Origin of the sequence: Streptomyces sp. NPDC090127, from assembly GCF_044746945.1 — a bacterium.
Taxonomy (GTDB): domain Bacteria; phylum Actinomycetota; class Actinomycetes; order Streptomycetales; family Streptomycetaceae; genus Streptomyces.
In genome coordinates this window covers 328625-340143 of sequence record NZ_JBIVDE010000004.1, presented here as the reverse complement: position 1 = coordinate 340143, position 11519 = coordinate 328625, and the positions used below count along the sequence as shown (strand labels likewise).

The following is an 11519-nucleotide window of genomic DNA, read 5'->3' as shown; positions in this document are numbered from 1 at the left end:
GGACTCAGAGAATGGCCGGCGCGATGCGCAAGATGGCGGTCTACCTCGGCCTCGTGGAGGACGATGGGTACGACGGCCGGGGTTTCGACCCCGACGACGACTTCGAACCCGAGCTGGAACCGGAACCCGAGCGTGAGCGGCGCCATCAGCCTCCGCGCCAGGTGGAGCGGGAGGAGCCGGTGCGGGTGGTGCAGCAGTCCGCCCCTCGCGAGCCGGTCGCGCACGCCGCCCCGCTTTCCGCCGAAAGCGGACGTCCGGCGCGAATCGCCCCCGTGGCATCCATCACACCAGATCGTCCGAGCCTGGAGAAGAACGCACCGGTGATCATGCCCAAGGTCGTGTCCGAGCGGGAGCCGTACCGCATCACCACGCTGCACCCCCGGACCTACAACGAAGCCCGTACCATCGGGGAACACTTCCGTGAGGGCACTCCGGTGATCATGAATCTCACGGAGATGGACGACACCGATGCGAAGCGACTTGTCGACTTTGCCGCCGGACTCGTCTTCGGGCTCCATGGCAGCATTGAGCGCGTGACGCAGAAGGTGTTCCTGTTGTCGCCTGCTAACGTCGATGTCACGGCGGAGGACAAGGCCCGGATCGCAGAGGGCGGATTCTTCAACCAGAGCTGAGACAACGAAGACCGGAACGGCCCGGCCGGAAGGCCGGACAAGCGAGAGCACGAACCAGGGGAGAGGGAAGCGCGGGATGGGCGTCGCACTGCAGGTGGTCTACATCGCGCTGATGTGCTTCCTCATCGTGCTGATCTTCCGGCTGGTCATGGACTACGTCTTTCAGTTCGCGCGTTCATGGCAACCCGGCAAGGCGATGGTGGTCGTTCTGGAGGCCACCTACACTGTCACCGATCCACCGCTCAAGCTTCTGCGGCGGTTCATCCCGCCGCTGCGTCTCGGGGGCGTGGCACTCGACCTGTCCTTCTTCGTTCTGATGATCATCGTCTACATCCTGATCTCCATCGTGAGCAGCTTCGCGAGGTGAATGTGGACGATACGGTCTTGCCGACTGCCGACGACTACGTAGAGGTGAAGAAGAGATGCCGCTGACCCCCGAGGACGTGCGGAACAAGCAGTTCACGACCGTCCGCCTTCGAGAAGGCTATGACGAGGACGAGGTCGATGCCTTCCTCGACGAGGTCGAAGCCGAACTGACCCGCCTGCTCCGCGAGAACGAGGACCTGCGCGCCAAGCTGGCCGCCGCGACGCGTGCCGCCGCGCAGAACCAGCAGCAGCAGGGCATGCGCAAGCCCCCGGAGCAGCAGGATCGTCCCGTCGGTCCCGGCGCCCCGGTACCCGCCGCCATATCCGGTCCGCCGGTCCAGCAGCAGCCCCCGCAGATGGGTCCGCCGCAGCTGCCGTCCGGTGCGCCGCAGCTCCCCGCCGGTCCTGGTGGCCACGGCCCCGGTCCGATGCAGGGCGGCCCGATGGGCCCCGGCCCCGGCCAGATGCAGGGCGGCCCCATGGGCCAGCCGATGGGCGGCCCCATGGGCCACCCCCAGCAGCAGATGCAGCAGCCGATGCAGCAGCCGCAGCAGGGCCCCGGTGGCGACAGCGCCGCGCGTGTCCTCTCGCTGGCCCAGCAGACGGCCGACCAGGCGATCGCGGAGGCCCGTTCCGAGGCCAACAAGATCGTCGGCGAGGCGCGCTCGCGCGCCGAGGGCCTGGAGCGCGACGCCCGCGCCAAGGCGGACGCGCTGGAGCGGGACGCGCAGGAGAAGCACCGCGTGGCGATGGGCTCGCTGGAGTCGGCCCGCGCGACGCTGGAGCGCAAGGTCGAGGACCTGCGGGGCTTCGAGCGTGAGTACCGCACGCGTCTGAAGTCGTACCTGGAGTCGCAGCTGCGTCAGCTGGAGACCCAGGCGGACGACTCGCTGGCCCCGCCGCGGACGCCGGCCACGGCTTCGCTGCCGCCGTCGCCCTCGATGGCTTCGGCCGGCGCGAGCGCCCCGTCGTACGGCGGCAACGGCTCGATGGGCGGCGGTCCGTCCATGGGCGGTGCCCCGTCCTACGGTGGCCAGCAGCAGATGTCCCCGGCGATGACCCAGCCGATGGCTCCGGTCCGCCCGCAGGCGCCGCAGCCGATGCAGCAGGCGCCGGCGCCGATGCGTGGCTTCCTGATCGACGAGGACGACAACTGACGGCGCCAGCTCGCGCGATGAGCGCGTAGCCGTCGGCAGGCTGAAGGGCCGGGCCCCGGGAAACCGGGGCCCGGCCCTTTGCCGTGGGCGGGGGTGTGGGGGTGTGGGTGGTACGGGCGTGGGTGCGGGCGGGGGTGCGGGTGCGGGTGGGCGGCGCCTGCGGGGAGGGGGCGCCTGCGGCGGGCTCCTTCCCCACCCCGCCCCTTCCCGAACTGGGGCTCCGCCCCAGACCCCGGGGCAGGTGGTGCGGGGGCGCCGCCCCCACGCCCCGAGACGCGGCAGCTTCGCGCCGCCCCCCCGGGACGCGGCAGCTTCGCGCCGCCCCCCCCGGGACGCGGCAGCTTCGCGCCGCCCCCCCCGGGACGCGGCAGCTTCGCGCCGCCCCCGTGCCTCGGGACGCGGCGGCTTCGCGCCGCCCCCGTGCCTCGGGACGCGGCGGCTTCGCGCCGCCCCCGTGCCTCGGGACGCGGCGGCTTCGCGCCGCCCCCGTGCCCCGGGACGCGGCAGCTTCGCGCCGCCCTCACCCCCGATACGCGGCAGCTTCGCGCCGCGGGCGGGGCCTTGGGCGGGCGGGCGTCGCTTCCTGGGCGGGTCTTCGGCGCGGGGGCGTCGCTTGGTGGGCGGGGTCTTGGGCGGGCGGCGTCGCTTGGTGGGGCGGGAGTGGGCGGGTGGTGGGCTCCTGGCGCTTTCCGGGGACGCGAAAGGCCCGGTCCCCTGACGGGGGCCGGGCCTTTCGGGTGGGGTTACGCCTTGCGGAGGTGGAACGTCAGCGACAGGGCCTCGTCCGTGAACGGGGCGCCGTACGTGGAGTCCGACGGGCCCGAGGCGAAGTCCGTGGCGAGGACCTCGTCCGCGATCAGGGTCGCGTGGGTCGTCAGGGCCTCCGTCGTCTCCGGGGACTGTGACGTCCAGCGCAGCGCGATGCGGTCCGCCACGTCCAGGCCGCTGTTCTTGCGGGCCTCCTGGATCAGACGGATCGCGTCACGGGCCAGGCCCGCCCGGCGCAGCTCCGGGGTGATCTCCAGGTCGAGCGCCACGGTCGCGCCCGCGTCCGACGCGACCGACCAGCCCTCCCGAGGGGTCTCCGTGATGATGATCTCCTCAGGGCCGACGGTGATCGTCTCGCCGTTGACCTCCAGCGTCGCCTCGCCGCTGCGCAGCGCCAGCGACAGCGCCGCCGCGTCCGCCGCAGTCACCGCCTTCGCCACGTCCTGGACGCCCTTGCCGAAGCGCTTGCCCAGCGCGCGGAAGTTCGCCTTCGCCGTCGTGTCGACCAGCGAACCGCCGACCTCGGAGAGGGAGGCCACCGATGTGACGTTCAGCTCCTCGGTGATCTGCGCCTGGAGGTCCTCGGACAGCTCCGCGAAGCCCGTCGCCGCCACCAGCGCGCGCGACAGCGGCTGACGGGTCTTCACGCCCGACTCGGCGCGCGTCGCGCGGCCCAGCTCCACCAGCCGGCGGACCAGGGTCATCTGCGTGGCGAGCGTCGGGTCGACCAGCGACAGGTCCGGCTCCGGCCACGTCGACAGGTGGACCGACTCCGGGGCGCCCGGCGTCACCGGGACCACCAGGTCCTGCCAGACCCGCTCCGTGATGAAGGGGGTCAGCGGGGCCATCAGACGCGTGACCGTCTCCACCACGTCGTGCAGGGTGCGCAGCGCCGCCGCGTCGCCCTGCCAGAAGCGGCGGCGCGAACGCCGCACGTACCAGTTCGACAGCTCGTCCACGAACGAGGAGATCAGCTTGCCCGCCCGCTGCGTGTCGTACGACTCCAGCGCCTCGGTGACCTCCGACACCAGCGAGTTCAGCCCGGAGAGCAGCCACCTGTCCAGGACCGAGCGCTCCGCCGGCGCCGGGTCCGACGCGCTCGGCGCCCAGCCGGACGTACGGGCGTACAGCGCCTGGAAGGCGACCGTGTTCCAGTACGTGAGGAGGGTCTTGCGCACGACCTCCTGGATCGTGCCGTGACCGACCCGGCGGGCCGCCCACGGGGAGCCGCCGGCCGCCATGAACCAGCGGACGGCGTCCGCGCCGTGCTGGTCCATCAGCGCGATCGGCTCCAGGGTGTTCCCCAGGTGCTTGGACATCTTGCGGCCGTCCTCGGCGAGGATGTGGCCCAGGCAGACCACGTTCTCGTACGAGGACTTGTCGAAGACCAGCGTGCCGACCGCCATCAGCGTGTAGAACCAGCCGCGCGTCTGGTCGATGGCCTCGCTGATGAACTGCGCCGGGTACCGGGACTCGAAGAGTTCCTTGTTCTTGTGCGGGTAGCCCCACTGCGCGAACGGCATCGAACCCGAGTCGTACCAGGCGTCGATGACCTCCGGCACCCGTGTCGCCGTCTTCGAGCAGCTCGGGCAGGGGAAGGTCACCGCGTCGATGTACGGCCGGTGCGGGTCGAGCTCCGACTGGTCCGCGCCCGTCAGCTCGGACAGCTCGGCGCGCGAGCCCACGCACGTCAGGTGGTCGTCCTCGCAGCGCCACAGCGGCAGCGGGGTGCCCCAGTAGCGGCTGCGGGAGAGCGCCCAGTCGATGTTGTTGTGGAGCCAGTCGCCGAAGCGGCCGTTCTTGACCGAGTCCGGGAACCAGTTCGTCTTCTCGTTCTCCTGGAGAAGGCGGTCCTTGACGGCGGTCGTACGGATGTACCAGGACGGCTGCGCGTAGTAGAGCAGCGCCGTGTGGCAGCGCCAGCAGTGCGGGTAGCTGTGCTCGTACGGGACGTGCCGGAAGAGCAGGCCGCGCGCGTCCAGGTCGGCCGTCAGCTGTTCGTCGGCCTTCTTGAAGAAGACCCCGCCGACCAGCGGCACGTCCTCCTCGAAGGTGCCGTCGGGGCGGACCGGGTTCACGACCGGCAGGCCGTAGGAGCGGCAGACCTTGAGGTCGTCCTCACCGAAGGCGGGGGACTGGTGGACCAGACCCGTACCGTCCTCGGTCGTGACGTACTCCGCGTTGACCACGTAGTGGGCCTCCGCGGGGAAGTCGACGAGCTCGAAGGGGCGCTGGTACGTCCAGCGCTCCATCTCCGCGCCCGTGAAGGACTCGCCGGTGGTCACCCAGCCCTCGCCGAGCGCCTTGTCGACCAGCGGCGCGGCGACGACGAGCTTCTCGTCGCCGTCGGTCGCGACGACGTAGGTGACCTCGGGGTGCGCGGCGACGGCCGTGTTGGACACCAGGGTCCACGGGGTCGTCGTCCAGACCAGGAGCGAGGCCTGGCCGGCCAGCGGGCCGGAGGTGAGCGGGAAGCGGACGAAGACGGACGGGTCGACGACCGTCTCGTACCCCTGCGCCAGCTCGTGGTCCGAGAGGCCGGTGCCGCAGCGCGGGCACCAGGGGGCGACGCGGTGGTCCTGGACCAGCAGCCCCTTATCGAAGATCTGCTTGAGCGACCACCAGACCGACTCGATGTACTCGGGGTCCATCGTCCGGTACGCGTCGTCCAGGTCGACCCAGTAGCCCATGCGGGTCGTCAGCTCGGCGAAGGCGTCGGTGTGCCGGGTCACGGACTCGCGGCACTTGTCGTTGAACGCGGCGATGCCGTATTCCTCGATGTCCTTCTTGCCGGCGAAGCCGAGCTCCTTCTCGACGGCGAGCTCGACGGGCAGGCCGTGGCAGTCCCAGCCGGCCTTGCGGCCCACGTGGTAGCCGCGCATGGTCCGGAAGCGCGGGAAGACGTCCTTGAAGACGCGGGCCTCGATGTGGTGGGCACCGGGCATGCCGTTGGCGGTCGGCGGGCCCTCGTAGAACACCCACTCGGGACGGCCCTCGGACTGCTCCAGGGTCTTGGCGAAGACCTTGCTCTCGCGCCAGAAATCGAGCACGGCGTGCTCGAGCGCGGGCAGGTCGACCTGGGCGGGCACCTGGCGGTACTGCGTCATCGATCTTCCTCCGGCGGACTGCTTCGTTTCCGTCCGGAGGGACGAGAGCGCCGTGCTGCGCGGCTCCCGCGGTACCACCCTCCTTGGCCCCGGGCGTGTGCTGCCCATGGCCCCCTCATTGGGGTCGCGATGCCGGTTCTACTCGCCTGACGGCTTTCTTCCGGCGGCTCCGGGGTGATGGTTCACATCGGGCTGGCCCCCGGGCTCTCACCGTCCCCGGGTCGCTCATGGCTGCGTACGACGCTACTCGTCCCCATCCAAGCCTTTCGCTCCCGCCAGTGTACGGGCCCCGAGGGCGCTCGGCCGACCTCATTTCGGGCGGGGCGGGAGGGGGCCGCGCGTGACCCGAATGGCCATACGCGGGCGGCCGGACTTCGCAGGTCGTCGTGGGGCGGATTACCGGGCGGGGAGCTGGGCACAACGGATGCAGACTCGCCCTGCCACCGGCACGCGGCGGGTGCGAACGGCGGCGTGCCCCGTTGCCGCGGGCCTTGGGCCGATTTATCGTCCCAGCACGATTCGCGAGCAAGATCACAAAATGTGAAGGGGCCGCGACATGGTGGCGAAGAAGACCGCCGCGAAGAAGACCTCGACCGCCGGTGCCACCGGTTCCGCCGGCGCGGGCGGGGCGGCCAAGGACGCCACCGGCAAGAAGTCGACGGTCGCGGACAAGGCGGTCGCGGACGAGGCGGTCGTGGACGAGGCGGTCGCGAAGAAGGCGGTCGGGAAGAAGGCGGCCGGGAAGACCGTCGAAGCCCCCGCCGCCAAGAAGACCGCCGCCAAGAAGGCCACCGCCAAAAAGTCCGCCGCCAAGAAGGCCCCGGCGGCCGAGAAGGCGGTCGCGAAGAAGGCTCCGGCCGCCCAGAAGGCCGCCGCGAAGAAGAACGAAGTCAAGAAGAAGGCCGCTTCCGCGGCGCAGGTGGAGCAGACAGGAGCCGCGACAGTGGCAGCGAAGAAGACCGCGGGTGGCGTCACGACGGCCGAGAGCGAGGCCGCGGTCCCGCAGGCTCGCGCCGGTGAGCTGGCCGTACGGCCCGGCGAGGACCCATGGACGCCCGAGGAGGTCACCGAGGCCCGGGCCGGTCTCGAGAGCGAGGTCCTGCGGCTGCGGGCCGAGCTGCTGCACTCCAAGGAGGAGCTGACGGGCCTCATGCGGGACTCCGGGGACGGCGCGGGCGACGACCAGGCCGACACCGGCACCAAGAACATCACCCGCGAGCACGAGCTCGCCCTGGCCGCCAACGCCCGCGAGATGCTGGAGCAGTCCGAGCACGCGCTCGAGCGCCTCGACGCGGGCACGTACGGCCTCTGCGAGGTGTGCGGCAAGCCGATCGGCAAGGCGCGTATGCAGGCCTTCCCGAGGGCCACGCTCTGCGTCGAGGACAAGCAGAAGCAGGAGCGCCGCAGCTGACGGGTCCCAAGGGGTGTGCCGTACCCTCGTGCACAGTCAGGCACCTAGGTTGAGGGACTCACGTGGCAGAGGCGGAGCGCATCATCGGTACGCCGGATCCAGACGCTGACGGCACGGACGGCGCCACCGGCGCCACCGGCGCTGACGGCGCCGGTGGCGTCCGCGGCGCGGAGGACCCGGTCGGTTCGGACGGTTCGGTCGGTTCGGTCGGAGAGGCCGCTGCCGAGGCGCAGGCTCCCGCCGAGCGCCCGAAGGGCAAGCGCAAGATCGTCGCGCTGCTCCTCGTGGCGCTCGTCGCGTACGTGCTCGACCTCGGCAGCAAGATGCTCGTGGTCGCCGAGCTGGAGGGCCACGAGCCGATCCAGGTGATCGGCGACCTGCTGCGGTTCGAGGCGATCCGGAACCCGGGCGCCGCCTTCGGCATGGGCGAGGCCTTCACGATCATCTTCACCTGCATCGCGGCCGTGGTGATCGTCGTGATCATCCGGCTCGCGCGCAAGCTCTACAGCACGTGGTGGGCGATCGCGCTCGGCCTGCTGCTCGGCGGTGCGCTGGGCAATCTGACCGACCGGATCTTCCGCTCCCCGGGCGTCTTCGAGGGCGCGGTCGTCGACTTCATCGCGCCCGCGCACTTCGCCGTCTTCAACCTCGCGGACTCGGCGATCGTCTGCGGCGGCTTCCTGATCGTGATCCTGTCCTTCCGGGGCCTGGACCCCGACGGCACCGTCCACAAGGACTGACAAGGCATACTCGACGGGTGAGTACGAGTCCCGAGATCCGCACGCTGCCCGTTCCCGATGGCCTGGAGGGCGAGCGCGTCGACGCCGCCATCGCCCGTATGTTCGGGTTCTCCCGTACGAAGGCGGCCGAGCTGGCCGCTTCCGGGAAGGTCCAGGTCGACGGCGCCGTGGTCGGCAAGTCCGAGCGGGTCAGCGGCGGCGCGTGGCTGGAGGTGGAGATGCCCGGCGCCGCGGCGCCGGTCCAGATCGTCGCCGAGCCGGTCGAGGGCATGGAGATCGTCCATGACGACGACGACATCGTCGTGATCATGAAGCCGGTCGGCGTCGCCGCGCACCCGAGCCCCGGCTGGACCGGGACGACGGTCATCGGCGGCCTCGCCGCCGCCGGGTACCGCATCTCCACCTCCGGCGCCGCCGAGCGCCAGGGGATCGTGCACCGGCTCGACGTCGGCACGTCCGGCCTCATGGTCGTCGCCAAGTCGGAGCGGGCGTACACGCTGCTCAAGGCGCAGTTCAAGGAGCGGGTCGTCGACAAGCGCTACCACGCGCTGGTCCAGGGGCACCCGGACCCGATGAGCGGCACGATCGACGCTCCGATCGGGCGCCACCCGAACCACGACTACAAGTGGGCCGTGACCGCCGACGGCAAGGCCTCGGTGACGCACTACGACCTGATCGAGGCCTACCGCGCCGCCTCGCTGCTCGACATCAAGCTGGAGACCGGCCGTACGCACCAGATCCGGGTGCACATGTCGGCCCACCGCCACCCCTGCGTCGGCGACCTCACCTACGGGGCGGACCCGACGATGGCCAAGCGGCTCGGCCTGACGCGCCAGTGGCTGCACGCCGTACGGCTCGGCTTCGAGCACCCCTCGGACGGGCGCTGGGTCGAGTTCGCGTCCACGTACCCGGCGGACCTCCAGAACGCGCTGGACCGGATCGAGGCGGAGAGCGCGTGAGCGCCGGCACCCGCTACGAGGTCCGTGAGGCGATCGGCGACGACGACCGGGAGGCCTGTTTCGCGGTCCGCCGCGAGGTCTTCGTCGTCGAGCAGAACGTGCCGCAGGAGCTGGAGTACGACACGTACGACGAGACCGCCGTGCACGTCCTCGCCCTGCGGGAGGACGGTCTGCCGCTGGGCACCGGGCGACTGCTGCACGGCCCGGACGCGGTCGGCAAGACCGGCGGCGACGCCTCCGTCGGCTCGCTCGGGCGGCTCGCGGTCGCCAAGGCCGCCCGCGGCCTCGGGGTCGGCGCGGCGCTGGTGCGCGCCATCGAGGACGCGGCACGCGCGCGTGGCCTGACGGCCGTCGACCTGCACGCCCAGACCCACGCCCTCGGCTTCTACGAGCGGCTCGGCTACGAGGTGTACGGCCCCGAGTTCCCCGACGCGGGCATCCCGCACCGCGCCATGCGGCGGGCGCTCTAGCCAAGGGGCCACGGCGCGGCGCAGTACGGCACGGCGCAGTACGGCTCGGCGCGGCGCAGTACGGCTCGGCACGGCGTAGTACGGCTCGGCACGTGAGCGGCCCGCACCCCGCCGCCCCCGCACCCCGCCGCCCCCGCACCCCGCCCGACGCGTGGCGTCGCGTGAGCCGTCCCCGCCCGTCGCGTGAGCGGCGCCGCATCGCGGTTTGAAAGGATTCGTCCTCGCGCGTGGCAGGGTTGAGGCACGATCATCGACCGTGCCTGCCGTCGGGCGGCCGGAAGGGCGCCCCGTGGACCAATTGGCCCTGTTGTTCCTGCTGTTGCTGGGCGCGGTGCTCACCGTGCCGCTCGGGGACCGGCTCGGACTGCCGGCCCCGGTGCTCATGACCGTCATCGGGGTCGTGCTGGCGTTCATGCCCTTCGTGCCGAACGTCGAGATCCCACCGGACTACATCCTTCCGCTGGTCCTGCCGCCGTTGCTCTACGCCGCGGTGCAGCGCACGTCCTGGCGGCAGTTCGCGGCCAACCGGCGGCCCATCTTCCTGCTGGCGGTCGCCCTGGTCTTCGTGACCATGGCCGCCGTCGCCGCCATGGCGACCGCGCTCGTCCCCATGCTGCCGCTCGCCGCCGCCGTCGCCCTCGGCGCGCTCGTCGCGCCGCCCGACCCCGTGGCGGCGACCGCCGTGGCCGGGTCGCTCGGGCTTCCGCGCCGGCTCGTCTCGATCCTGGAGGGCGAGGGGCTCTTCAACGACGTCACCGCGATCGTCCTCTACCACGTGGCGATCGCGGCGGCCGTCGGCGGCAGCTTCAGCTGGCAGGGCGCGGGCCTCGACCTGATCCTGTCCGCCGTCGTCGCCGTCGCCGTCGGGCTCGTCCTGGGCTGGCTCAGCAACAAGCTCATGAGCGTGCTCGGCGAGGCCACTCTGCAGACCGGGCTCACCCTCCTCGTCCCCTTCGTCGCCTACGTCCTGGCCGAGGAGTTGAAGGGTTCCGGCGTCCTCGCCGTCCTGGTCGTCGCCCTCTACCTCGCCGAGAACGCCCTCGACGCCGACGACGTGATGGGCCGGCTCGCCGGGCAGACCTTCTGGCAGATCGTCGACACCCTCGTCACCGGCATCGCCTTCGGGCTCATCGGGCTCGAACTCCACAACGTCTTCGGCACCGCCGACGGCCGGCTCGCCGAGATGCTCGGCTGGGGCGCCGCCGTGACCGGTGTCGTGGTCGTCGTACGGCTGCTGTGGCTGCTGCCCGCCACCTGGCTGGCCAAGCGGCTGCACCACCGGCGCGACTACGACGAGGAGATCCCGGTCAGCTGGCGGGAGACCGTCGTCATGTGGTGGGCCGGGATGCGCGGGGTGGCGTCGGTGGCGCTCGCGCTCGCCATCCCGCTGCGCACGGACGACGGATCGCCGTTCCCCGGCCGTGAGGAGATCATCTTCATCGCCTTCTGCGTGATCATGACCACCCTTCTCCTCCAGGGCCTCACCCTGCCCTGGCTGGTCAAGCGGCTCGGCGTGCGGGCCGACACCGACGCCGAGCGCGCCCTGGAGCGGGAGCTCGCGGTCCGCGCGGCCAAGGCGGCCAAGCGGCGGCTGAAGGAGATCGAGGAGGCCGAGGAGCTGCCGGAGGAGGTCCAGGAACGGCTCCAGCGCGGGGCGTACGACATCGGGGCGCGGATCAGCCCGGACATGGTGGACGAGGAGCGACGGGCCGCCTTCGCCGAGCGGGCCGGGCGACTCAAGGCCGTCCAGCGGATCCAGCGCGAGATGATGTCCGCCGCCCGGCACGAGGTGCTCGCGGCGCGCAGCGAGCCGGGGGCCGACCCCGAGGTGGTGGACCGGGTGCTGCGCCAGCTGGACGTGCGCAGCATGGGGTGACCTCGGGCTGCCCCGGCCGGCTGGCAGGATGGA

The 11519-nt window shown here is 71.7% G+C and carries 9 protein-coding genes; 8 read left to right on the top strand and 1 reads right to left on the bottom strand.

Annotated features, from left to right (window positions below):
• The first annotated feature begins 11 nt into the window (after window positions 1-11).
• The 3 genes from ACIPPS_RS17125 to ACIPPS_RS17115 all read left to right on the top strand — a co-directional run bounded on the left by ACIPPS_RS17125 (window position 12) and on the right by ACIPPS_RS17115 (window position 2155).
• Window positions 12-632, top strand: coding sequence for a cell division protein SepF (locus tag ACIPPS_RS17125; RefSeq protein ID WP_401432181.1), 621 nt, complete (start codon window positions 12-14; stop codon window positions 630-632).
• Window positions 633-708: 76 nt separating this feature from the next.
• Window positions 709-999: a YggT family protein gene (locus ACIPPS_RS17120; protein WP_019885526.1), complete on the top strand. Its 291-nt coding sequence runs from the start codon at window positions 709-711 to the stop codon at window positions 997-999.
• A gap of 55 nt (window positions 1000-1054) precedes the next feature.
• A complete protein-coding gene (locus tag ACIPPS_RS17115; protein WP_401432178.1) occupies window positions 1055-2155 on the top strand; it encodes a DivIVA domain-containing protein in 1101 nt (366 codons plus the stop codon).
• A 743-nt stretch (window positions 2156-2898) separates the two neighbouring features.
• On the opposite strand, the gene ileS is transcribed toward ACIPPS_RS17115, so the two are convergent.
• The gene (gene ileS / locus ACIPPS_RS17110) at window positions 2899-6030 is read right to left on the bottom strand and encodes an isoleucine--tRNA ligase (RefSeq protein WP_401432176.1); all 3132 of its coding nucleotides are present in this window, start codon (window positions 6028-6030) and stop codon (window positions 2899-2901) included.
• Window positions 6031-6586: 556 nt separating this feature from the next.
• On the opposite strand from ileS, the gene ACIPPS_RS17105 reads away from it, so the two are divergent.
• The 5 genes from ACIPPS_RS17105 (at window position 6587) to ACIPPS_RS17085 (ending at window position 11486) form a co-directional block, all read left to right on the top strand.
• The gene (locus ACIPPS_RS17105) at window positions 6587-7441 is read left to right on the top strand and encodes a TraR/DksA family transcriptional regulator (RefSeq protein WP_401432174.1); all 855 of its coding nucleotides are present in this window, start codon (window positions 6587-6589) and stop codon (window positions 7439-7441) included.
• Between the two features lie 62 nt (window positions 7442-7503).
• The gene (lspA, locus tag ACIPPS_RS17100) at window positions 7504-8181 is read left to right on the top strand and encodes a signal peptidase II (protein WP_401432171.1); all 678 of its coding nucleotides are present in this window, start codon (window positions 7504-7506) and stop codon (window positions 8179-8181) included.
• Between the two features lie 17 nt (window positions 8182-8198).
• Entirely contained in the window at window positions 8199-9140 is a 942-nt protein-coding gene (locus ACIPPS_RS17095) for an RluA family pseudouridine synthase (protein ID WP_401432169.1), read from the top strand.
• Window positions 9137-9610, top strand: coding sequence for a GNAT family N-acetyltransferase (locus tag ACIPPS_RS17090; RefSeq protein ID WP_401432166.1), 474 nt, complete (start codon window positions 9137-9139; stop codon window positions 9608-9610). Before ACIPPS_RS17095 ends, ACIPPS_RS17090 begins: the two co-directional genes overlap by 4 nt.
• Window positions 9611-9899: 289 nt before the next feature.
• Window positions 9900-11486 (top strand): Na+/H+ antiporter, encoded by a 1587-nt coding sequence (locus tag ACIPPS_RS17085; RefSeq protein ID WP_401432163.1) that lies wholly within the window; start codon window positions 9900-9902, stop codon window positions 11484-11486.
• Window positions 11487-11519: the final 33 nt, after the last annotated feature.

Coding starts and splice junctions, on each gene's coding strand:
- ACIPPS_RS17115 (WP_401432178.1), top strand. CDS start 1,055: ATGCCGCTGACCCCCGAGGACGTGCGGAACAAGCAGTTCACGACCGTC.
- ileS (WP_401432176.1), bottom strand. CDS start 6,030: ATGACGCAGTACCGCCAGGTGCCCGCCCAGGTCGACCTGCCCGCGCTC.
- ACIPPS_RS17120 (WP_019885526.1), top strand. CDS start 709: ATGGGCGTCGCACTGCAGGTGGTCTACATCGCGCTGATGTGCTTCCTC.
- ACIPPS_RS17105 (WP_401432174.1), top strand. CDS start 6,587: ATGGTGGCGAAGAAGACCGCCGCGAAGAAGACCTCGACCGCCGGTGCC.
- ACIPPS_RS17125 (WP_401432181.1), top strand. CDS start 12: ATGGCCGGCGCGATGCGCAAGATGGCGGTCTACCTCGGCCTCGTGGAG.